Source organism: Streptomyces sp. XD-27 (genome assembly GCF_030553055.1).
Classification (GTDB): domain Bacteria; phylum Actinomycetota; class Actinomycetes; order Streptomycetales; family Streptomycetaceae; genus Streptomyces.
The window spans coordinates 2,014,262-2,035,993 of record NZ_CP130713.1 but is presented as its reverse complement, the minus strand read 5'-3'; the positions used below and the strand labels follow the sequence as shown (position 1 = coordinate 2,035,993).

Sequence of the window (21,732 nt, the reverse complement as noted above, 5' to 3'; positions counted from 1 at the left end):
GGTCAGGGGCCGACCTCGGCGAGGAACTCCCGCATCATCGCCAGCCACTCCTCCTGGCGCTCCGCGAACGGCAGGTGGCCGGTGGCCAGTTCGCTCAGGCGGGCGCCGGGGATGCCCTCGGCGAGTTCCCGGTGGTGGAAGGGCGTGACCAGGCTGTCGTGCGTCGTCGAGACGACGAGCGTCGGCGCCGTGATCTGCGCGAGGTCGCCGCGTACGTCGACGCGCTCGACCAGGTCGAGATGGTCCGCCGTGCCGGGCGGGATGGTCGCCGCGGCCTGCTTGAGGGCGGCGTCGAGGGTGTCCTGAGGGAGGGCGTCCAGGGCCGGCGCGCCCATGCCGATCAGGGCCGCGAAGGCCGCCAGTCGAGCGGCGTCGCCTGCCTGGAGGAGCTCCCGCCACAGCTGTACCGCGAGAAGGAAGCGCGGGTTCGGCCGGGCGAAGCCCGCGGTGAGGACGAGGGCCGTGACGCGTTCGGGGTGGCGGGTGGCCGCGCGCACGGCCACCGCGGCGCCCAGGGAGTACCCGGCGATCGCGAACGACTCCACGCCCTCCTCCACGGCGGTGGCGACCAGTTCGTCGGCCAGCCCGTCCAGCGTCAGCGGGGTGCTCCTCCGCGGGGTACGGCCCGTCCCCGGGAAGTCGGGCCCGACCACGGTGCGGCCCTCGGCCAGCCCGGCCAGTATCGGTCCGTAGTTGGGCTCGACGCCCCCGCCCGCGCCGTGTGCGAGCAGCAGACCGGGGCCCGTACCACGGACGACGCGGCCGAGCGAGGAGGTCGGAAGGGCAGGGGTGGACGTGGACATGCGCGCCTCTCTTTCGGTTACGGGGGCTTCCGCGAGAGGGACGCTAAGGCCTGACATCGATGTGAGAGTCAAGGCGTGAGAGTCAAGGCGTGGGAGTCAAAGGATGTGAGAGTCAGAGGATGTGAGAGTCAAGCGCGGGGAATCGAGGCCGCACCGAGTCGCGTCACCCTGATCGCAGGAGTTCCCCGATGACATGCCGTGCGGTGGTCGCCATGACCGGATGCGTGTCCCGGTAGTACGAGAGCTCCATGAGCGCGATCGACAACGCCCAGCCGCGGCCTCGCGCCCACATCGCGTCATCGGCCCCCACGGCGGCCCGGAAGACGCCGCGCGCGTCGGCGGGCAGGACGTACCACGCCGCGATCAGGTCCACGGCGGGATCGCCCACGCCCGCGCACCCGAAGTCGATGACGGCGCTGAGCCGGCCACGGGCGGCCAGCAGGTTCCCCGGTTGCAGGTCCGCGTGGATCCAGACGGGCGGGCCGGGCCACGCGGGTGCCCGCAGGGCCGACTCCCACGCGGCGGCGGCCGCGCCGGAGTCGACGACTCCGCGCAGCTTCTCCAGCGCGGCCCGCGTCGCGGCGTCTCGTGCCGCCAAGGGCTCGCTGCGGTACGCGGGAGGCGCGTCCGCGGGGTCGATCCGGCGCAGCGCGGTGACGAACTCCGCCAAGCCCCTCGCGAACGCGCCCGGTTCCGCCATGCTGTGGGCGGCCGGTGTCTCGCCCTCCAGCCAGCGGTAGACGGACCACGGGTACGGGTAGCCCTCGGCGGGCACGCCCTCGCCCAGCGGCACGGGGATGGCGACGGGAAGCGGCGGGGCGAGCCGCGGCAGCCACCGGTGCTCCTTCGCCACGTCGGCGGCGGCCCCCGCGATGCGGGGGAGCCGCACGACCATGTCCGGGCCGAGCCGGTACATCGCGTTGGCCGTGCCGACCGAGCCGACCGGCGCGACGGGCAGGTCCGCCCACCGCGGGAACTGCGCGGCGAGCAACCGGCGCACGAGGGATATGCCGATGTCCGCCTCGTCGGGATGCATCATGCGGGCATCCTGCCAGTGCCCCTGAGCACAGGCCACGGGGTTTCGGATCACCCGCGGGGGCGGCTCACGCGTGCTCGCGCCACCGGTTGGTGATGGGCAGGCGGCGGTCCTTGCCGAAGCCCTTACCCGAGATCTTGGTGCCCGGCGGGTACTGGCGGCGCTTGTACTCGGCCGTGTCCACCAGCCGCAGCACCCGCGTGACCAGCTCCTCCTCGAAGCCCGCCGCCACGATCTCCGCGCGGCCCCGGTCCTGGTCGACGTACAGCTCCAGGATCCGGTCCAGGACGTCGTAGTCGGGGAGTGAGTCGGTGTCGACCTGGCCGGGGCGCAGCTCCGCGCTCGGGGGCTTGGTGATGGAGTTCTCCGGGATCGGCGGGGTCTGGCCGCGGTCCCGCGCCGCCTGGTTGCGCCACTTCGCGAGGCGGAAGATCTGCGTCTTGTACACGTCCTTGATCGGGCCGTACGCGCCGACCGAGTCGCCGTAGAGCGTCGAATAGCCGCAGGCCAGCTCGGACTTGTTGCCCGGGGCCAGGACGATGTGGCCCTCCTGGTTGGACAGGGCCATCAGCATCGTGCCGCGCAGCCGGGACTGGAGGTTCTCCTCGGCCAGACCGGTCAGCCCCAGCGAGCCCATGTACGCGTCGAACATCGGGGCGATGGGGACGGTGCGGAAGTTCAGGCCGGTGCGGCGCGCCAGTTCGGCGGCGTCGTCCTTGGAGTGCTCGGAGGAGTAGCGCGAGGGCATCGACACGCCGTACACGTGCTGGGCGCCGAGCGCGTCGCACGCGATGGCCGCGACCAGCGCCGAGTCGATGCCGCCGGACAGGCCGATCAGGACGCTGCGGAAGCCGTTCTTGGCGGCGTAGGCGCGCAGGCCCACGACCAGCGCGGTGTACACCTCCTCGTCGTCGCCGAGCCGCTCGGCCTCGCCGCCGGCCAGCTCCGGCTCGTAGGGAGGCAGGGGGTCGGCGGAGAGCGTGACGTGGTCGACGCGCAGGCCGTCGTCCACGGTGCCCGAGGGGATCTCGTCCGCCGCGGCGGGCAGGTCCAGGTCGAGCAGCACGCAGCCCTCGGCGAACTGCGGCGCGCGCGCGATCACTTCGCCGTCGCGGTCGACGACGATCGAGTCGCCGTCGAAGACCAGCTCGTCCTGGCCGCCGATCATCGCCAGGTAGGCCAGGGTGCAACCGGCCTCCTGGGCGCGCTTGCGGACCAGCTCCAGGCGGGTGTCGGTCTTCTCGCGCTCGTACGGGGAGGCGTTGATCGACAGCAGCAGACCGGCCCCGGCGGCGCGGGTGGCCGGGACCCGGCCGCCCTCCTGCCACAGGTCCTCGCAGATCGCCAGCGCCACGTCCACGCCGCGCACCCGGATGACGGGCAGCGTCTCGCCGGGCACGAAGTAGCGGAACTCGTCGAAGACGCCGTAGTTCGGCAGGTGGTGCTTGGCGAAGGAGAGGGCGATCTCGCCGCGGTGGAGTACGGCGGCGGCGTTCTGCGGGGCGCCGGCCGGCTGCCCGTACCGCGGCTGGGCCTGCTCGCCGCGGTCGAGGTAGCCGACGAGTACGGGCAGGTCGCCGAGGCCCTCGTCGGCCAGGCGGGCGGCGAGCGCGCGGAGGGCGGCACGGGACGCCTCGACGAAGGAGGGGCGCAGCGCCAGGTCCTCGACGGGGTAGCCGGTCAGCGCCATCTCGGGGAACGCCACCAGGTGGGCGCCCTGCTCGGCGGAGTGCCGGGTCCAGTGGACGATCGTTTCGGCGTTCCCGGTGAGGTCGCCGACGGTCGAGTCGATCTGGTTCAGCGCGAGGCGAAGATGAGGCACGCGCCCAGTGTAATCGTCTGTCTGACGCAATAGGCGTGGGCTGGACCACACCCGCCGGCACGACGGCGGCGGGTGCCGGGTGGGCTCGTACTCCCGTCCCCGGCACCCGCCCGCGCCGTTCCCCGTCGTTACTTCTTCGCCGGGTCGACCTTGAAGATCTTGGCCATGTCGTCCAGCACGATGTGCGCGCCCTGCACCGAGACCGACGTCATCCAGGTCTCGTCGTCCACCTCGTGCACATCGCCGCTCTTCACGCCCTTGAGGCGCTTCCACAGCGGGTTGCCGAGGAACTTCTTCTCGCGCTCCTCGCCACCGGAGAAGGTGGTGTAGAAGATGACGTCGCCGTCGGCCTGCCCGATCTGCTCCTCGCTGATCTCGATGTTGAACTCCTTCGGATCACGCTGGTTCTTCGGCCGGGCCAGGCCCATGTCCTGCAGGATGATGCCGCTGAAGGTCTTCGGCAGGTAGATCCGCGTGGGGCCGTCGACGAAGCGGACGATCGACACCTCCGGCTTGTCCGCCTTGGCGTTGATCGCGTCGCCGACCTTCTTCGCCCGCGTCTCGTACGCGGTCAGCAGCTCCTCGGCCTTCTTCTCCTCGCCGAGCGCCTTGCCGAGCAGGGTGAGGTTGTCCTTCCACAGCGGGCCGGTGGTCTCCACGAAGACCGTCGGCGCGATCTCGGAGAGCCGGTCGTACAGGTCGTCGTGGCGCACCGTCGCCGAGACGATCAGGTCGGGCTTGAGCGCCGCGATGGCCTCCAGGTTCGGGCTCTCCTGCGGGCCGACGTCCTTGGTGTCCTTGACCGCGTCGCCGAGGTACTTCGGGAACCCCTTCTGGTCGCGGTACGAGCCGATGCCGCCGCACAGCGGACGGTCCAGCGCCACGACGGCCTCGACCAGGCTGTTGTCCAGGGCGACGACGCGCTTCGGCTTCGCCTCCAGCTTGGTGCTGCCCTTGTGGTGCTTGACCGTCCTGGGGAAGCCCGCGGCGGACTCGGAGCCGGCCTCGGAGGACGAGCAGGGGCCGGACGCCTTGCTCTCGGAGTCACCGCCGCCGCAGGCGGCGACGCCGACGGTCAGGGCGGCGGTGAGGACGAGGGCGCCGATTCGGCCACGCCAGCGGCGTCTGTCGATGTGCAGCACGGTGTTCCTTCCAAGGGGAGCGGGGATGGCTTAGGTAAGCCTTCCCTGTCTAAAGGCTGCGTAAGGGTAGCTCCACAGCGTGGAGGTGTGTTCCACAGGGGGTGGCCGAAAACGAAGGTTAGGCATGCCTTAACGTGTGCGCGTGTCCTTGAAGCCCGCGCCTGCCGCCGCGCAGGAACCGACGGCGACCGCCCGGCCCGCGCGGCGGACCTCCACCCGCCTCACCGTGGTGGTCGTCCTGCTCGCGCTGCTGGCCGCCGCGGGCTGCGCCTCGCTCGCCATCGGCACCAAGCCCGTGCCGCTGTCCGACGTGTTCGCCGCGCTCGGCGGCAGCCGGGAGGGCGACGCGGTCGTCGTACGGGAGCTGCGCATGCCGCGCACCCTCCTCGGGCTGCTCGTCGGACTGGCCCTGGGCGCGGCGGGCGCGGTCGCCCAGGACATCACCCGCAACCCGCTCGGCGACCCCGGGCTCATCGGCATCAGCGCCGGAGGCTCCTTCGCCGTCGCGGCGAGCATCGGCGGGCTCGGGCTGACCAGCTCGTACCAGTACATCTGGTTCGCCTTCCTCGGCGGGGCGCTGGCCGGTCTCCTCGCGTACGCGGTCGGCGGCACCGGATACGGCGGCGCCACCCCCGCCAAGCTGGCCCTGGCCGGAGCCGCCGTCACCGTCCTGCTCGACGCCTGCACCAACACCCTGCTGATGCTGGACGTCCGCACCCTGGACCAGTACCGCTTCTGGGCGGTCGGCTCGCTCGCCGGCCGCGACGCCGACCTGGCCTGGCAACTGCTGCCGTTCATCGCGGTGGGACTGCTGCTGGCCCTCGGGCTGAGCGGGCGGCTCAACGCCCTCGCCCTCGGCGACGACCTCGCCAGCAGCCTGGGCACCCGGGTCCGCACCACCCGGGCGCTCGGCGGGCTCGCGGTCATCCTGCTCACGGGCGCGGCCGTCGCCGCCGCCGGCCCCGTCACCTTCGTCGGCCTCGTCGTCCCGCACGTCGTACGGGCCTTCACCGGGCCGGACGCGCGCTGGCTCATCCCCTGCTCCGCGCTGGGCGGAGCCGTCCTGCTGATCTCCGCCGACGTCGTCGGACGCATGGTCGCCCGCCCCGGCGAGTTGGAGGCCGGAGTGGTCACCGCGCTCGTCGGCGCGCCGTTCCTCGCCCTGCTGGTCAAGCTCGGCAAGCTCAAGGAGCACACGCGATGAGAGTGGAGTTCGGGCCGGTCGGCGTACGGCTGCGCCCCAGGGTCGCCCTCACGGTCCTCGGGCTCGCGGTGGCCGGTTTCGCCGCCCTCATCGCCTCGGTGTCGATCGGCACCTACCCCATCCCCCTGCGGGACGTGCTCGGCGCGGTCCTCGGCTTCGGTGACGGCTCCGCCGACCTGATCGTCCATCAGCTCCGGCTGCCGCGCGCCCTGACCGCCCTCATGGTCGGGGCCGCCTTCGGGATGGCCGGCGCCATCTACCAGGCGGTCACCCGCAACCCGCTGGCCAGCCCCGACCTCATCGGCATCTCGGCCGGGGCCGGCGCGGGCGCCGTCTCCGCGATCGTCCTGGGCGGGGTCACCGCGGCCGGCGCCGGCACCTTCGAAGCGGTGCCCTTCGGGGCGCTGGCCGGAGCGCTGGCCACCGCCACGCTGATCTACCTGCTGGCCTACCGGGGCGGCACCATCACCGGCTACCGCTTCGTCCTCGTCGGCCTGGCCGCCAACGGCGCGTTGATCGCGCTCACCCGCTGGCTGCTGGCCCGCGCCGACATCGACCAGGCCTCCCGCGCCCTGGTCTGGCTCACCGGCAGCCTCAACGGGCGCGGCTACGACCACGTCCGCTGGGCCGGGTACGCGCTCCTCCTCCTGGTCCCGCTCACCCTCGCCCTGGCGCGGTCCTACCAGCTGCTCCAGTTCGACGACGACACCGCCCTCAGCCTGGGCATCCGGCTGGGCCGGGCCCGTATCGCCCTGCTGGTCCTGGCCACCTGCCTGACCGCCGTGGCCACCGCCGCGGCCGGACCCATCTCCTTCATCGCCCTGGGCGCCCCGCAGATCGCCCGCTGGCTCGCCGGAACCGCCGGGATCCCGCTGGTCATCAGCGGGATGGTCGGCTCCGTCCTGCTGCTGTTCGCCGACCTCGCCGCCCGCCAGGTCCTCGCCCCGACCGAGCTGCCGGTCGGCATCATCACCGGCGCCATCGGCGCGCCCTACCTGCTGCTGCTGCTCGCCCGCGCCAACCGGGCCGGAAAGGGAGGCTGACCATGGCCGACATGGCCGACATGGCCGACATGGCCGAGACGACGGGCGCGGCCCCTGCGGATGGCGTATCCGGTGCGGCGAAGACCGCCGATGCCGGCGCACCCGGCGCCGCGCTCGGCGGCACCGGGCTGCGCCTCGCGTACGGCGACCGCGTCGTCGCCGACGGGCTCGACCTGGAGATCCCCGCGGGCCGGGTGACCGCCCTGGTCGGCCCCAACGCCTGCGGCAAGTCCACCGCGCTGCGCGCCCTGGCCCGCCTCCTCAAGCCCGCCGCCGGCGCCGTCCACCTCGATGGCCGGGACATCGCCGAGCTCTCCGCCCGCGACCTCGCCCTCCGGCTCGCCCTGCTGCCGCAGAGCCCCGCGGCGCCGGACGGGATCACCGTACGGGACCTGGTCGCCCGCGGCCGCACCCCGCATCAGCGCTGGTGGCGGCAGTGGTCCCAGACCGACGACGCCGCCGTCGACGCGGCCCTGGAGGCCACCGGCGCCGCCCCGCTGGCCGACCGCGGCCTGGACGAACTCTCCGGCGGCCAGCGGCAGCGCGTGTGGATCGCGATGGCGCTGGCCCAGGACACCTCCGTACTGCTCCTGGACGAGCCCACCACCTACCTCGACCTCGCCCACCAGGTCGACGTCCTGGAGCTGGTCAGCGAGCTCAACCGGGCCGACGGCCGCACGGTGGTGATGGTCCTGCACGAGCTCAACCTCGCCTGCCGCTACGCCGACCACCTCATCGCCATGCGCGACGGCGAGGTGGCCGCCGCGGGCCCGCCCACCGACGTCGTCACCCCGGACCTCGTCCACGACGTTTTCGGCATGCGCGCCGCCGTCATCGAGTGCCCCGTCGCGGGCACGCCGCTGGTCATCCCCGAAGGCGGCCGCCGTACCGCCCGCTGAGCCGGGAGTCGACCACATACGCACCAACAGGCAAGATGGGCAGCACAGCGGTACACCCGTACGAGGTGAGGCGCAAGCGCCGTGTCTCGACCTGTGTGCGCAACGCACACGTAACGGTGTGGTGGGATGCTCAGGTGCCCCCGATGTGCCCCGCGGCCTGGGAACGGGCGGCCTGACCTGCGAGGATGGGTGGATATGGATAAGCAGCAGGAGTTCGTGCTCCGTACGCTCGAAGAGCGCGACATCCGGTTCGTGCGGCTGTGGTTCGCCGACGTGCTCGGCTTCCTCAAGTCCGTGGCGGTCGCCCCCGCCGAACTGGAGCAGGCCTTCGACGAAGGCATCGGCTTCGACGGCTCCGCGATCGAGGGCTTCGCCCGCGTCTACGAGTCCGACATGATCGCCAAGCCGGACCCGAGCACCTTCCAGATCCTGCCCTGGCGCGCCGAGGCCCCCGGCACCGCCCGGATGTTCTGCGACATCCTGATGCCCGACGGCTCCCCGTCCTACGCGGACCCGCGCTACGTCCTCAAGCGCATCCTCGCCAGGACCTCCGACCTCGGGTTCACCTTCTACACCCACCCCGAGATCGAGTTCTTCCTGCTCAAGGACAAGCCGGTGGACGGCACCCGGCCGGTCCCGGCCGACTCCTCCGGCTACTTCGACCACACCCCGCAGAACGTCGGCATGGACTTCCGCCGCCAGGCGATCACCATGCTCGAATCCATGGGCATCTCGGTCGAGTTCTCCCACCACGAGGGCGCCCCCGGCCAGCAGGAGATCGACCTGCGGTACGCCGACGCGCTCTCCACCGCCGACAACATCATGACCTTCCGGCTGGTCATGAAGCAGGTGGCGCTGGAGCAGGGCGTCCAGGCCACCTTCATGCCCAAGCCGTTCTCGGAGTACCCCGGCTCCGGCATGCACACCCACCTGTCCCTCTTCGAGGGCGACCGGAACGCGTTCTACGAGTCCGGCGCCGAGTTCCAGCTGTCCAAGGTCGGCCGGTCCTTCATCGCCGGTCTGCTGCGGCACGCCGCCGAGATCTCCGCCGTGACCAACCAGTGGGTCAACTCCTACAAGCGCATCTGGGGCGGCGCGAACCGCACCGCGGGCGCCGGCGGCGAGGCGCCCTCGTACATCTGCTGGGGCCACAACAACCGCTCCGCGCTGGTCCGCGTCCCGCTCTACAAGCCCGGCAAGACCGGCTCCACCCGCGTCGAGGTCCGCTCCCTCGACTCCGGCGCCAACCCCTACCTGGCGTACGCGGTGCTGCTGGCGGCCGGCCTCAAGGGCATCGAGGAGGGCTACGAGCTCCCGGCGGGCGCCGACGACGACGTGTGGGCCCTGTCCGACGCCGAGCGGCGCTCGCTCGGCATCGAGCCGCTGCCGCAGAACCTCGGCGAGGCCATCTCCCTGATGGAGCGCAGCGAACTGGTCGCCGAGACGCTCGGCGAGCACGTCTTCGACTTCTTCCTTCGTAACAAGAAGCAGGAGTGGGAGGAGTACCGGTCGGAGGTCACCGCCTTCGAGCTGCGCAAGAGCCTGCCGGTGCTGTAGCGGATCCGGCCCGGGCGGTCGCCTGGCGGATCCCCCGGCGGTCGCCTGGCGGGTCCCGCCCCGGCCGCCTGGCGGATCCCGCCCCGGCCGCCGGGCCGTCGCCGGGTCGCCGGGGCTAAGCTCGCAGGCGAGCGATCATGAGGCAGGCAGTGGGAGGCGGTGCGCCGTGCTGCACGGGCGACGGGACAGCCGGTTCGGGCGACTGCTGCGGTACGGGTTCAACGACCCGGCGGCGGCCGAGCGCCTGCTCGATCTGCCGGAGCTGGCCGGGGTGCGCGGCGACCCGGTGCTGCTGGACGCCCTCGGCGGCACCGCCGACCCCGACCTGGCGCTGCTCGGGCTCGTACGGCTGGTGGAGGCGCTGCCCGGTCCCGAGGACGCCGGCGGCACGGGGCGCGACGGCTCCCGGCAGGCCCTGCTCGACACGCTCGTCGCCGCCAAGCCGCTGCGCGACCGGCTGCTCGGGGTGCTCGGCGCGTCCGAGGCGCTGGGCGACCACCTGGCCCGGCACCCGGGGGACTGGCAGTCGCTGGTCACCTACGAGGCGGCGGACCTGCACCCCACCACGCCGGAGTTCGAACGGGCGCTCGCCGAGGGCGTCCGGGGCCCGGCAGGCATGGCCCGCCCGCGCCCCGACGCGCTGCGCGCCGCCTACCGCCGCGCGCTGCTGGGCATCGCGGCCCGCGACGTCTGCGGCACCATCGACGTCGTCCAGTCGGCCGCCGAGCTGGCCGACCTCGCCACGGCGACGCTCCGGGCCGCCCTGGAGATCGCCGCGGAGGAGCAGCCCGCGGACGCCGCACGCTGCCGGCTCGCCGTGATCGGCATGGGCAAGTGCGGCGGCCGGGAGCTGAACTACGTATCGGACGTGGACGTCATCTTCGTCGCCGAGCCCGCGGCGGACGACGGGGGACGGGAGGGCGAGGAGGCCAAGGCCCTCCAGGCCGCCACCCGGCTGGCCTCCCGCATGATGCGGATCTGCTCCGACGTCACCGCCGAGGGCACCATCTGGCCGGTCGACGCCAACCTCCGCCCCGAGGGGCGCAACGGGCCGCTGGTGCGGACCCTCTCCAGCCATCTGGCGTACTACCAGCGCTGGGCCAAGACATGGGAGTTCCAAGCCTTGCTCAAGGCCCGGCCCGTCGCCGGCGACCCGGAGTTGGGGCGTGCCTACGTTGAAGCCGTGGAACCTCTGGTATGGCAGGCCGCCGAGCGCGAGAACTTCGTCACCGACGTCCAGCAGATGCGCCGCCGCGTCGTCGAGAACATCCCCGTCGCCCAGATCGAACGGGAGCTGAAACTCGGCCCCGGCGGGCTGCGCGACGTCGAGTTCGCCGTGCAACTGCTCCAGCTGGTGCACGGCCGCACCGACCCGTCCCTGCGCAGCGGCACCACCCTCGACGCCCTCGACGCGCTGGCGGCCGGCGGCTATGTGGGCCGCGCCGACGCGGCCGTACTCGACTCGGCGTACCGCTTCCTGCGCTCCATGGAGCACCGCATCCAGCTCTACAAGCTGCGGCGTACGCATCTGATCCCCGAGGACGAGGCCGAACTGCGCCGCCTGGGCCGCTCGTTGGGCTTCCGTACGGAGCCGGTCAGCGAGCTGGGCAAGGAGTGGCGGCAGCACGCGCGCGAGGTCCGGCGGCTGCACGAGAAGCTGTTCTACCGGCCGCTCCTGGACGCCGTCGCCCGGCTGGAGCCCGGCGCCGCCCGGCTCAGCGCCGCGGCGGCCGGCCAGCGGCTGGAGGCGCTCGGCTATGCCGACCCAGCAGGCGCTTTGCGCCATCTCGAGGCGCTTGCCTCAGGAGTCACCCGGAAGGCGGCCATTCAGCGTACGCTGCTGCCCGTGCTGCTGGGCTGGTTCGCCGACTCCGCAGACCCCGACGCGGGCCTGCTGAACTTCCGTAAGGTGTCCGACGCGCTGGGCAGGACGCCGTGGTACCTGCGGCTGCTGCGAGACGAGGGCGCGGCCGCGGAGAACCTGGCGCGGGTGCTGTCCGCCGGACGGCTCGCCCCGGACCTGCTGCTGCGCGCCCCCGAAGCGGTCGCCCTGCTCGGCGACCCGGAGGGGCTCAGGCCCCGTGGCCGCCCCGCCCTGGAGCAGGAGATCCTCGCGGCGGTCGGCCGCGCCGACGGCGGTGAGCAGGCGGTGGCGGCGGCCCGCGGCGTCCGGCGGCGCGAGCTGTTCCGCACGGCCGCGGCGGACATCATCGGCGCGTACCGCAACGGCTGGCACGCGGGCGGCGGCGGTCTGCACCGCAACGGCGCGACCACGGCCGCGCCCGGCGCGCTGGGCGGCCCCCTGGGGGCCACGCCCGCGAGCGGCCTGGTCGGCGGGACGGCGGCCCCCGGCTCACTTCGCGGCGTATCCGGCGACGGTACGGTGCGCGGCACGGGTGGTGGCATGGCGGCGGGCGGACCTGGCCCGCAGGGCGGCTCCGGCGGCACCGCACGCGGCGTCACCCCAGGCTTCCGCGCGCCCGGTTCCGGTCCCGCCCCGGCAGGCCGACAGGGCACAGGACGGGGCGGCGGCGGCCTCGGCGGTGTCGGACAAGGGGCGCCCGGTTCCGGTTCCGCCCCGGCAGGCCGCGGGCCCACAGGACCGGTCGGCGGCGCTCCGGGCGCCGCGGCCGGGGGCTCGCGCGGCCCGGCCGGACGCCTCGGCTCACCGGGCGGCCAGGACGGCCCCGGCGGCCCCGCCGCGGCCGCCCGGCACACGGCTGCCGTCCCGGTCATGGCCGATCCCGACCCCGCCCACAACAACCTCGGCGCCTCCGTCGACCTCGTCGGCGGTGCCGTGTCCGACATCAACGCCGCCACCCTCGCGGGCGCGCTGCGCGCCGCCGTGCGCGATGCCTGGGGCGAGACGCTGCCGACCCGTTTCGCGGTCATCGGCATGGGCCGCTTCGGCGGCCACGAACTCGGCTACGGCTCCGACGCCGACGTGCTCTTCGTGCACGAGCCCCGTGACGGCGTCGCCGAGCAGGAGGCGTCCCGGGCCGCGTTCGCCGTCGCCAACGAGATGCGGCGGCTCCTCCAACTGCCCACCGTCGACCCGCCCTTGCACATCGACGCCGACCTGCGCCCGGAGGGCAAGTCGGGGCCGCTGGTGCGCACCCTCGGCAGCTACGCCGCCTACTACCGGCGCTGGTCGCTGGTCTGGGAGAGCCAGGCGCTGCTGCGTGCCGAGCCGGTCGCGGGCGACGCGGAACTCGGCCGCCGCTTCACCGAACTCATCGACCCGCTGCGCTACCCGGCCGAGGGTCTCGGCGAGGACGCGGTCCGGGAGATCCGGCGGCTCAAGGCCCGGATGGAGAGCGAACGGCTGCCGCGCGGCGCGGACCCGACCCTGCACACCAAGCTGGGCCGCGGCGGCCTGTCCGACGTGGAGTGGACCGTCCAGCTGATCCAGATGCGGCACGGCTGGGCCGAGCCGGGCCTGCGCACCACCCGCACCCGCGAGGCGCTGGCCGCCGCGCACGCGGCACGGCTGATCGACACGGAGGACGCGCAGATCCTCGACGAGGCGTGGGTGCTGGCCACCCGGGTGCGCAACGCGGTGATGCTGGTGCGCGGCCGGCCCGGCGACACCTTCCCCGTCGGGAGCCGCGAACTCGCCGCCGTCGGCCGGTATCTGGGCTACGAGCCCGGCCACGTCGGCGAGATGCTCGACGACTACCGCAGGATCACCCGCCGCGCCCGCGCCGTGGTGGAACGGCTCTTCTACGGCGGCTGAGCGGGTCCACGACGTGTTCCGGTGCGAGGGCTTCCCCTGTCCCGCCCCTTCCCGAAACTGGGGCTCCGCCCCAGACCCCGGGGTTCCAGGGGCGGAGCCCCTGCCACGCGGCGGAGCCGCGCATGAGACGCGGTGCCGCGTGGCACACCGGAGAGGCCCTACGCCCGCGGCCGGGCGGGAGGGACCGTGGCGCGCTGCCGTACCAGGTCAGGGCCAAGGGCGGAACCGCCGCCGCCCCGCGGCGTCGGCGCGAAGAGCTGCTCCAGGACCGCCGCCACCCCGTCCTCGTCGTTGCGCGGCGCCACCTCGTGCGCGACGGCGCGCAGGTCCGGGTGCGCGTTGCCCATCGCGACCCCGTATCCGGCCCAGGTCAGCAGCGGAATGTCGTTCGGCATGTCACCGAAGGCGATCGTCTCGGACGGGGTGAACTCCAGCCGCTCGGCCGCGCGCCGCAGCCCGGCCGCCTTGGTGACCCCGGCGGGCAGGACCTCGACCATGCCCTTCTCGGAGTGCGTGACCGACACGTCGGCCCCGCCGACCCGCGCCGCCGCCTGGGCGACCAGCTCGTCCGGCAGCTCCCGGTGGCACAGCAGCACCTTCTCGATGGGCTGGGCGAACAGCTCGGCCGGGTCCTCGACCAGACCCCACTCGGGCCGCATCCGGTCGGTGAAGCGCGGCGTGATCACAAAGCGGTTCGCGGGCGCGGCCGTGACCACCGCCAGCTCCAGCCGCGTCCCTCCCAGCGCCCGCTCCGTACGGTCCACCACCGAGCGGGCCAGGTCCCGGTCGAGCTCGGCGCTGCTCAGCAGCCGGTCCGCCGTGGCGTCGTACAGCTGCGCGCCCTGCCCGCACACCGCGAGGCCCCGGTAGCCGATCGCGGTGAGGAACGGCCGGCAGGAGGCGGCGGGCCGCCCGGTGACGACGATGTGGCGCGCCCCGCCGTCCGCGGCCAGCGCGAGCGCCGCGCGGGTACGGGCCGAGACGGTCCGGTCGCTGCGCAGCAGCGTGCCGTCCAGGTCCGTGGCGACGACGGTTAACCGGGACCGTGCCGGGCGGCGCGGCGCCCCCGCGCCCTGCCGCGGGCCCAGGGTGCATTCCATGTCAGGTTCCCTCCCAAGACGGGGCGCATCCGCTGGTCGGTGCGGATGCGATCAAGGAACCTTAACCGGTGTGGCGGCCGGTCCTCCGGGGGCCGCTGGGGGAGGACGCCGCAGGCTCCGCGACCCGCGACGCCTGTTCCACCCGCCCCGTCCGTTCCACCCGCGCCGGCTGTTCCACCCGCGCCGGCTGGTCCGCCGGTACCTTCGGCAGCCGGTAGCAGAACCTGCCGTACCACAGGAGCGACAGCGCGAAGCCGAAGCCGAGGCAGAGGATGCCGCCGGCCGCGTCCAGCCAGAAGTGGTTGGCGGTGGCCACGATGACCACCAGGGTCGCCGTCGGGTAGAGCAGCCCCAGCACCTTCACCCACACGGGGCGGGCCAGCATGGCGATCGTCAGCCCGCACCACAGGGACCAGCCGATGTGCATCGAGGGCATGGCCGCGTACTGGTTGGACATGTTGGCCAGGTTGCCCGACGCCATGGAACCCCAGGTGCGGTGCACCACGACGGTGTCGACGAAGTCCCCGCCGGGCATCAGCCGGGGCGGGGCCAGCGGGAACAGGTAGTAGCCGAGCAGCGCGACACCGGTGGTCGCGAAGAGCACCAGGCGGGTGGCGGCATATCGGCCGGGATGCCAGCGGTACAGCCACACCAGCACGCTGATCGTCACGATGAAGTGCAGCGTCGCGTAGTAGTAGTTCATGGGCACGATCAGCCACCCGACCGAGTCGACCGCGTGGTTGACCGAGCGTTCGAAGGCGAGCCCGAGGGTGTGCTCCCACTCCCAGATCCAGTCGGCGTTGCGCAGCGCCTCGGCGCGCTGCGCGGGCACCGCGTTGCGGATCAGGGAGTACGTCCAGTAGCTGACGGCGACCAGCAGGATCTCGAACCACAGCCGGGGCCTACGGGGCGTGCGCAGCCGGGTCAGAAGCGTAGGCGGGGAGGAGGGGACGGCCTCGGTCTCGTCGATGGGTGACGAGGTCGCCGTCCGGCCTTCAGGGGTCCTCAGGATCGCTTCACCCATAGGGCAACAGTCTGCCAGATGGTGAGCTGCACCAGATCATCCCGAGGTACGGTCTTCGCCAGTTCTGTCCCGCTTCTGGACGGATCCTCGTCCCCCGGGTACCGAGGCGGTTGAACCTCGAACCACCAGTTCGGGGAGGAAGACGAACTCGCTGTGCGGGGCCGGGGTGCCGCCGATCTCCTCCAGCAGCGCCCGCACCGCCGCCTGCCCCATCGACTGCACCGGCTTGCGGATGGTGGTCAGCGGCGGATCGGTGAACGCTATGAGCGGGGAGTCGTCGAAACCGACCACCGAGATGTCGCGCGGGACCGCGAGCCCCCGCTGCCGGGCGGCGCGGATCGCGCCCAGCGCCATCATGTCGCTGGCGCACACCACCGCCGTGCAGCCGCGGTCGATCAGCGCGGTCGCGGCGGCCTGTCCGCCCTCCAGGGTGTAGAGGGAGTGCTGGATCAGCTGCTCGGACTCCTCGGCGGACAGCCCCAGCTGCTCGGCCATCCCGCGCTGGAAGCCCTCGATCTTCCGCACCACCGGGACGAACCGCCTCGGGCCCAGGGCCAGCCCGATCCGGGTGTGCCCCAGCGACGCCAGGTGGGTGACGGCCAGCACCATCGCGGCCCGGTCGTCGGGGGAGATGAACGGCGCCCGCACCTTCGGCGAGAAGCCGTCCACCAGCACGAACGGCACGCCCTGGCCGCGCAGCTGGTCGTAGCGGCCCATGTCGGCGGAGGTGTCGGCGTGCAGTCCGGAGACGAAGATGATCCCCGCGACGCCCCGGTCCACCAGCATCTCGGTGAGCTCGTCCTCGGTGGAGCCGCCGGGGGTCTGGGTGGCCAGCACCGGCGTGTAGCCCTGACGGGTCAGCGCCTGGCCGATCACCTGGGCCAGCGCCGGGAAGATGGGGTTCTCCAGCTCGGGGGTGATCAGCCCGACCAGCCCGGCGCTGCGCTGCCGCAGCCGCACCGGCCGCTCGTACCCCAGGACGTCGAGTGCGGCCAGGACGGATTCGCGGGTGCCCGCCGCCACCCCCGGCTTGCCGTTGAGCACGCGGCTGACCGTGGCCTCGCTGACCCCCGCCTGGGCTGCGATGTCAGCAAGCCGTGCGGTCATGGGATTGGACTGTACCGGTCGCATGTCACATTGCCCACCACGTACAGGAGTCGGGGGGCAGACGCACCGTGTCCGCCCTGGCGCCCGGCTCGGCGGAGGACAGCAGCAGCCGCCCCGGTACGGGGAGTTCGACGGCGTCACCGCGGGTGTTCAGGACGCACAGGAAGCCCGGCCGGGACAGCGCGAGCACGCCCTCCGGCGCAGGTCCCCAGGACATCGGGCCGTCGCCGAGGCCCGGCACCTTCCGGCGGATGGCGAGGGCGGAGCGGTACAGCTCCAGGGTGGAGCCGGGGTCCCCGGTCTGGGCCTCGACGCTGAGCGCGGCCCAGCTGTCGGGCTGCGGCAGCCAGCTCGGACCGCCCTCCTCGGGCCCGAACCCGTACGGTGCCTGCGTACCCGACCACGGGATCGGCACCCGGCAGCCGTCCCGGAAGCCGTCCTGGCCGGCCGCGTCGCCGGTGCGGAAGAAGGCGGGGTCCTGGCGGACCTCGTCGGGCAGGTCGGTGACCTCGGGCAGGCCGAGCTCCTCGCCCTGGTAGATGTACGTGGAACCGGGCAGCGCCAGCATCAGCAGCGCGGCCGCGCGCGCCCGCCGCAGCCCCTGCTCCGGGCTGTCCTCGGCGTAGCGGGTGGTGTGCCGTACGACGTCGTGGTTGGACAGCACCCATGTCGTCGGCGCCCCCACCGAGGCGGTGGCGGCCAGCGACTCGTCGATGACCGCCCGCATCGCGGCGGCGTCCCACGGACAGCGCAGGAAGTGGAAGTTGAACGCCTGGTGCAGCTCGTCGGGGCGGACGTACAGGGCGAGCCGGTCGGCGCTGGGCGCCCACGCCTCCGCGACGCCGATCCGGTCGCCGGGGTAGGAGTCCAGCAGCCGCCGCCACGAGCGGTGGATCTCGTGCACGCCGTCCTGGTCGAAGAACGGCAGCACCTGCGCGCCGATGAGTTTGGCCTGTTCCTTGCGGCCGATGTCGGGCAGCCCGGCCGCCTTGACCATGCCGTGCGCGACGTCGATACGGAACCCGTCCACACCCAGGTCGAGCCAGAAGCGCAGCACGGAGTCGAACTCGGCGCGCACCTCGGGGCAGTCCCAGTCCAGGTCGGGCTGCTCGGGCGCGAACAGGTGCAGGTACCACTCTCCACCGGTCCTCGACCGGGAGGTGCCCCCAGGCGTGCCGTCGGGGTCCGTGGTCCGGGTCCAGGCCGGGCCGCCGAAGACCGACTCCCAGTCGTTGGGCGGCAGCGCGCCGCCGGGTCCCCGGCCGGGGCGGAAGTGGTAGCGGGCGCGGGCCGGGCCGCCGGGCCGGTCCGCCAGCGCCTCGGCGAACCACGGGTGCCGGTCGGAGGTGTGGTTCGGCACCACGTCGACGATCACCCGCAAGCCCAGCTCATGGGCGGTGCGCACCAGGTCGTCGGCGTCCTGGAGGTCCCCGAAGAGCGGGTCCACGGCGCGGTAGTCCGCCACGTCGTAGCCGCCGTCGGCCTGCGGCGAGGCGTAGAACGGCGTGAGCCAGACGGCGTCCACACCCAGCCGGGCGAGGTGCGGCAGCCGCTGCCGGGCCCCGCGCAGATCGCCGATGCCGTCGCCGTCGCTGTCCGCGAACGACCGCACGTACACCTGATAGATGACCGCGTCGCGCCACCAGCCGGCGCCGCCGTCCGGTGCCGGGGCGGTCTCGGGGCGGGGAGAGGGAGCGGAGGTCGTCGTCAGCTCTTGCGTCATGGGCAGCTCCTGCGTCATGGGCGCTCTCTGTCGAACCGGCCGGGCGGCTTAACCGGAACGTAACAGCTTTGCAAGACTTGCGGAAGAGCTTGCAGACTCTCAGCCGGGCGCGCCGCCTACGCCCCCGCCACGGCGGTGTCAAGCGCCCCATCGGCAACCGCCAGGACACGCCGACGTAACGATCCCCGGCTCTTGCAGAAATTTGCCGCAAGGTCTTTCGGTGCTTTTGCATCCCTGTTACGTTCCTCGACAACTCGGCGCCGCGATGGCGCGGCCGGCTTCGAAGGAGTTCACATGCGACGTGGCATAGCGGCCACTGCGCTCGTCGCGGCGATAGCGCTCGCGGCGACCGCCTGCGGCGGTGACGACAGTGACAGCGGTAGCAAGTCCCCCGGAGAGATCTCCGGCACCGTGACCTACTGGGACACCTCCAACGATGCCGAGAAGGCCACGTACGAGAAGCTCGCCGAGGACTTCTCCAAGAAGTACCCGAAGGTCAAGGTCAACTACGTCAACGTGCCCTTCGGCGAGGCGCTGAACAAGTTCAAGAACGCCGCCGGCGCCGGCGGCTCCGGCGCCCCCGACGTGCTGCGCGCCGAGGTCGCCTGGACCCAGGACCTCGCCAATATCGGCTACCTGGCCCCGCTGGACGGCACCCCGGCCCTCGACAACGAGAAGGACTACCTGCCCAAGGCGCTCGCCAGCACCAAGTTCAACGGCAAGACCTACGCCGTACCGCAGGTCATCGACACCCTGGGCCTCTTCTACAACAAGAAGCTCCTCAAGGACGCGGGCGTCGAGCCGCCGAAGTCCCTGACCGAGCTCAAGGCCGCCGCCAAGAAGATCAAGGACAAGACCGGCAAGACCGGTCTGTACCTGCGCGGCGACGACGCCTACTGGTTCCTGCCCTTCATCTACGGCGAGGGCGGCGACCTGCTCGACACCGAGGCCAAGAAGGTCACGGTGGACGACGAGGCGGGAGTCAAGGCGTTCGCCGCCGCCCGCGACCTGGTCAAGTCCGGCGCCGCGACCACCGACGCCACCGACGGCTGGGACAACATGCAGAACGCCATCAAGAACGGCGACGTCGCCATGACGATCAACGGTCCGTGGGCGATCGAGGACACCCTCGCGGGCAAGGCGTTCAAGGACAAGGACAACCTCGGCGTCGTCCCGGTCCCGGCCGGCGGCGCCGGGCAGGGCTCCCCGCAGGGCGGCCAGAACCTCACCGTGTACGCGGGCTCGAAGAACCTCGACGCCTCCTACGCGTTCGCCAAGTACATGAGCTCGGCCGAGGTCCAGATCAAGACCACCGAGAAGCTCAGCCTGCTGCCCACGCGCGCCTCGGTCTACGAGAACAAGGCCGTCGCCGCCAACCCGAAGGTGAAGTTCTTCAAGGACGCCGTGGACAAGGCCGTCGAGCGCCCCTGGATCCCCGAGGGCAACAGCCTCTTCCAGGCGATCCTCGTCCAGTTCCCGAACGTGGTGACGGGCAAGACCTCGCCTGAGGACGCCGCCTCCGAGGTCGGCGACGCGTACCGCAAGCTGCTCAAGGGCGACTGGAAGTAGGGGACCGGACACCGATGGCTGTCGACACCAGGCAGTCGGCGGGATCGGCCGGGGGCGCGGACGGCGCCCCCGGCCGGGTCCGCAAGACTGCCACGAGCAAGGGCGGACCCGGCCGGATCCGCCGCGCACTGGCCACCCACTGGTACGCCTGGGCCATGGTCGCCCCCGTGGTGATCGTGATCGGCGTGATCGTGGGTTACCCGCTGGGCCGCGGCGTCTACCTGTCGCTGACCGACGCCAACGAGGCCAACGTCGAGCGGCACATCGGGGTCAACCACCTCCCCGCGACCTACGACTTCGTCGGCCTGGACAACTTCACCGCGATCCTCAAGGACGAGATCTTCTGGGACCGGCTCGGCTGGACGGTCGTGTGGACCGTCTCCTGCGTCGCCGTGTCCTTCGTGCTCGGGCTCGGCCTGGCCGTCATGCTCAACCGCCAGTTCAAGGGCCGTACCCTCTACCGGTCCTTGCTGATCCTGCCGTGGGCCGTGCCCGCCTTCGTCTCCGTCTTCGCCTGGCGGCTGCTGTACAACGAGAAGAACGGCATCCTCAACAAGATCCTCGACGGCGGCGGCATCGACGCGGTGCCGTGGCTGAACGACCCCACCATGGCGAAGGTCTCCGTCATCGCGGTCAACGTCTGGCTGGGCGTGCCGTTCATGCTCGTCGCGCTCCTCGGCGGCCTGCAGTCCATCCCCGGCGAGCTGTACGAGGCCGCCGAGATGGACGGCGCGAGCCCCTGGCAGCGGTTCCGGCACATCACCCTGCCGGGCCTGCGCTCGGTCAGCAGCACGGTCGTCCTGCTCAGCACCATCTGGACCTTCAACATGTTCCCGGTGATCTTCCTGCTGACCCGGGGCGGACCCGGTGACAGCACGGAGATCCTGGTGACGTACGCGTACCGGCTGTCGTTCGTCAACAGCCCGCGCGACTTCGCGGGAGCCTCCGCCTGGGGCGTGATGATCCTGCTCATCCTGATGCTCTTCGCGGTGGTCTACCGCCGTTCGCTCCGCAAGCAGGGAGAGGTGTGGTAGCCATGGCGACCGCCAAGACCCCGGCCAAGACGCCGGCCAGGACGACGGCCAAGTCCTCCGGCCGCGGCAAGCGTTCCCTGCCCGCCTCGATCGCCCTGCACGGGACGCTGCTGATCGCCTCCGCCGTCGCGGTCTTCCCGCCGCTGTGGCTGCTGGTGACCTCGTTCAAGCCCAAGACCGAGGCGTTCAGCACCGATGTGGTCAAGAGCCCGACGCTGGAGAACTACGACCACGTCCTCAACGACACCGAGTTCCTGAGCTGGTTCGGCAACTCGCTGCTGATCGTCGCCGTCACCACCGTGCTCGGCGTCCTGATCGCGGCCACCACCGGATACGCCGTCAGCCGCTTCCGCTTCCCGGGCATGCGCCCGCTGATGTGGCTGCTGCTGATCACCCAGATGTTCCCGATGGCGATCCTCATCGTGCCGCTCTACAACATCATGTCGAAGCTGGGCTGGCTCAACCAGCCGGTCTCCCTCATCGTCACGTACCTGACGATCGCCGTGCCGTTCTGCGCGTGGATGATGAAGGGCTTCTTCGACACCATCCCGGTGGAGATCGACGAGTCCGGCCGGGTGGACGGGCTCAACCCGTTCGGCACCTTCTGGCGGCTGATCCTGCCGCTGGCCAAGCCGGGCATCGCGGTCACCGCGTTCTACACCTTCATCACCGCCTGGGCCGAGGTCGCCTACGCGTCGGCGTTCATGACCGGCGAGGAGAACCTCACGCTCGCCGCGGGCCTCCAGACCTTCGTCAACCAGTACACGTCCGACTGGGGCGCCATGACCGCGGCCGCCGTGATGATCGCCGTCCCGGCCGCACTGGTCTTCTCCTGGGCGCAGCGGCACCTGGTGGCGGGCCTCACGGCCGGAGCGACGAAGTCGTAGGGGCGTCAGCGCGGCCCACGACGACCCACAACTACGAGAACCAGGA

The 21,732-nt window shown here is 72.4% G+C and carries 15 protein-coding genes and 2 pseudogenes; 9 read left to right on the top strand and 8 right to left on the bottom strand.

Annotated features, from left to right (window positions below):
• Positions 1 to 2: 2 nt before the first annotated feature.
• The 4 genes from Q3Y56_RS08675 to Q3Y56_RS08660 form a co-directional block, all read right to left on the bottom strand.
• Positions 3 to 803, bottom strand: coding sequence for an alpha/beta fold hydrolase (locus tag Q3Y56_RS08675; protein ID WP_304461370.1), 801 nt, complete (start codon positions 801 to 803; stop codon positions 3 to 5).
• Between the two features lie 163 nt (positions 804 to 966).
• The gene (locus tag Q3Y56_RS08670) at positions 967 to 1,839 is read right to left on the bottom strand and encodes an aminoglycoside phosphotransferase family protein (protein ID WP_304465521.1); all 873 of its coding nucleotides are present in this window, start codon (positions 1,837 to 1,839) and stop codon (positions 967 to 969) included.
• A 67-nt stretch (positions 1,840 to 1,906) separates the two neighbouring features.
• Positions 1,907 to 3,661 (bottom strand): NAD+ synthase, encoded by a 1,755-nt coding sequence (locus Q3Y56_RS08665; protein WP_304461369.1) that lies wholly within the window; start codon positions 3,659 to 3,661, stop codon positions 1,907 to 1,909.
• Positions 3,662 to 3,789: 128 nt separating this feature from the next.
• Positions 3,790 to 4,803 (bottom strand): ABC transporter substrate-binding protein, encoded by a 1,014-nt coding sequence (locus Q3Y56_RS08660; RefSeq protein ID WP_304461368.1) that lies wholly within the window; start codon positions 4,801 to 4,803, stop codon positions 3,790 to 3,792.
• A gap of 142 nt (positions 4,804 to 4,945) precedes the next feature.
• Between Q3Y56_RS08660 and Q3Y56_RS08655 the strand changes: the two genes are divergently transcribed.
• The 6 genes and pseudogenes from Q3Y56_RS08655 to Q3Y56_RS33390 all read left to right on the top strand — a co-directional run.
• Positions 4,946 to 6,007: an iron ABC transporter permease gene (locus Q3Y56_RS08655; protein ID WP_304461367.1), complete on the top strand. Its 1,062-nt coding sequence runs from the start codon at positions 4,946 to 4,948 to the stop codon at positions 6,005 to 6,007.
• Positions 6,004 to 7,050, top strand: coding sequence for an iron chelate uptake ABC transporter family permease subunit (locus tag Q3Y56_RS08650; RefSeq protein ID WP_304461366.1), 1,047 nt, complete (start codon positions 6,004 to 6,006; stop codon positions 7,048 to 7,050). The genes Q3Y56_RS08655 and Q3Y56_RS08650 overlap by 4 nt, the downstream gene beginning before the upstream one ends.
• Before the next feature lie 2 nt (positions 7,051 to 7,052).
• Complete coding sequence (locus Q3Y56_RS08645; protein ID WP_304461365.1) at positions 7,053 to 7,949, top strand: ABC transporter ATP-binding protein; 897 nt, start codon at positions 7,053 to 7,055, stop codon at positions 7,947 to 7,949.
• A 195-nt stretch (positions 7,950 to 8,144) separates the two neighbouring features.
• The gene (locus tag Q3Y56_RS08640) at positions 8,145 to 9,506 is read left to right on the top strand and encodes a glutamine synthetase family protein (RefSeq protein WP_304461364.1); all 1,362 of its coding nucleotides are present in this window, start codon (positions 8,145 to 8,147) and stop codon (positions 9,504 to 9,506) included.
• A 166-nt stretch (positions 9,507 to 9,672) separates the two neighbouring features.
• Positions 9,673 to 11,727 (top strand): annotated as a pseudogene (locus Q3Y56_RS33395) (bifunctional [glutamine synthetase] adenylyltransferase/[glutamine synthetase]-adenylyl-L-tyrosine phosphorylase); the annotation flags it as partial.
• A gap of 546 nt (positions 11,728 to 12,273) precedes the next feature.
• Positions 12,274 to 13,242, top strand: a pseudogene (locus tag Q3Y56_RS33390) (bifunctional glutamine-synthetase adenylyltransferase/deadenyltransferase); the annotation flags it as partial.
• Between the two features lie 158 nt (positions 13,243 to 13,400).
• Here Q3Y56_RS33390 and Q3Y56_RS08630 read toward each other — a convergent pair.
• From Q3Y56_RS08630 to Q3Y56_RS08615, 4 genes are all read right to left on the bottom strand, one after another.
• Positions 13,401 to 14,342, bottom strand: a complete 942-nt coding sequence (locus tag Q3Y56_RS08630; protein WP_304461362.1) for an HAD family hydrolase — start codon at positions 14,340 to 14,342, stop codon at positions 13,401 to 13,403.
• A gap of 61 nt (positions 14,343 to 14,403) precedes the next feature.
• The gene (locus Q3Y56_RS08625; RefSeq protein ID WP_304461361.1) at positions 14,404 to 15,366 is read right to left on the bottom strand and encodes a phosphatase PAP2 family protein; all 963 of its coding nucleotides are present in this window, start codon (positions 15,364 to 15,366) and stop codon (positions 14,404 to 14,406) included.
• Positions 15,367 to 15,402: 36 nt separating this feature from the next.
• On the bottom strand, positions 15,403 to 16,473 hold the full coding sequence (locus Q3Y56_RS08620; RefSeq protein WP_304461360.1) for a LacI family DNA-binding transcriptional regulator: 1,071 nt from the start codon (positions 16,471 to 16,473) through the stop codon (positions 15,403 to 15,405).
• A gap of 25 nt (positions 16,474 to 16,498) precedes the next feature.
• The gene (locus Q3Y56_RS08615; protein ID WP_304461359.1) at positions 16,499 to 18,196 is read right to left on the bottom strand and encodes a glycoside hydrolase family 13 protein; all 1,698 of its coding nucleotides are present in this window, start codon (positions 18,194 to 18,196) and stop codon (positions 16,499 to 16,501) included.
• Between the two features lie 294 nt (positions 18,197 to 18,490).
• Here Q3Y56_RS08615 and Q3Y56_RS08610 point away from each other — a divergent pair, with 294 nt between their 5' ends.
• Genes Q3Y56_RS08610 through Q3Y56_RS08600 form a run of 3 tightly spaced genes read left to right on the top strand, consistent with a single transcriptional unit; the run spans position 18,491 to position 21,686 of the window.
• Positions 18,491 to 19,765 (top strand): extracellular solute-binding protein, encoded by a 1,275-nt coding sequence (locus Q3Y56_RS08610; RefSeq protein ID WP_304461358.1) that lies wholly within the window; start codon positions 18,491 to 18,493, stop codon positions 19,763 to 19,765.
• Positions 19,766 to 19,779: 14 nt separating this feature from the next.
• Positions 19,780 to 20,799: a carbohydrate ABC transporter permease gene (locus tag Q3Y56_RS08605; protein WP_304461357.1), complete on the top strand. Its 1,020-nt coding sequence runs from the start codon at positions 19,780 to 19,782 to the stop codon at positions 20,797 to 20,799.
• A 2-nt stretch (positions 20,800 to 20,801) separates the two neighbouring features.
• Entirely contained in the window at positions 20,802 to 21,686 is an 885-nt protein-coding gene (locus Q3Y56_RS08600; RefSeq protein ID WP_304461356.1) for a sugar ABC transporter permease, read from the top strand.
• The last annotated feature ends 46 nt before the right edge of the window (positions 21,687 to 21,732 follow it).

Excerpts from the sequence above, each read along its gene's own strand:
- Q3Y56_RS08675 (WP_304461370.1), bottom strand. The coding sequence starts at position 803 with ATGTCCACGTCCACCCCTGCCCTTCCGACCTCCTCGCTCGGCCGCGTC.
- Q3Y56_RS08670 (WP_304465521.1), bottom strand. The coding sequence starts at position 1,839 with ATGCATCCCGACGAGGCGGACATCGGCATATCCCTCGTGCGCCGGTTG.
- Q3Y56_RS08650 (WP_304461366.1), top strand. The coding sequence starts at position 6,004 with ATGAGAGTGGAGTTCGGGCCGGTCGGCGTACGGCTGCGCCCCAGGGTC.
- Q3Y56_RS08645 (WP_304461365.1), top strand. The coding sequence starts at position 7,053 with ATGGCCGACATGGCCGACATGGCCGACATGGCCGAGACGACGGGCGCG.
- Q3Y56_RS08640 (WP_304461364.1), top strand. The coding sequence starts at position 8,145 with ATGGATAAGCAGCAGGAGTTCGTGCTCCGTACGCTCGAAGAGCGCGAC.
- Q3Y56_RS08630 (WP_304461362.1), bottom strand. The coding sequence starts at position 14,342 with ATGGAATGCACCCTGGGCCCGCGGCAGGGCGCGGGGGCGCCGCGCCGC.
- Q3Y56_RS08625 (WP_304461361.1), bottom strand. The coding sequence starts at position 15,366 with ATGGGTGAAGCGATCCTGAGGACCCCTGAAGGCCGGACGGCGACCTCG.
- Q3Y56_RS08620 (WP_304461360.1), bottom strand. The coding sequence starts at position 16,473 with ATGACCGCACGGCTTGCTGACATCGCAGCCCAGGCGGGGGTCAGCGAG.
- Q3Y56_RS08615 (WP_304461359.1), bottom strand. The coding sequence starts at position 18,196 with ATGACGCAAGAGCTGACGACGACCTCCGCTCCCTCTCCCCGCCCCGAG.
- Q3Y56_RS08610 (WP_304461358.1), top strand. The coding sequence starts at position 18,491 with ATGCGACGTGGCATAGCGGCCACTGCGCTCGTCGCGGCGATAGCGCTC.
- Q3Y56_RS08605 (WP_304461357.1), top strand. The coding sequence starts at position 19,780 with ATGGCTGTCGACACCAGGCAGTCGGCGGGATCGGCCGGGGGCGCGGAC.
- Q3Y56_RS08600 (WP_304461356.1), top strand. The coding sequence starts at position 20,802 with ATGGCGACCGCCAAGACCCCGGCCAAGACGCCGGCCAGGACGACGGCC.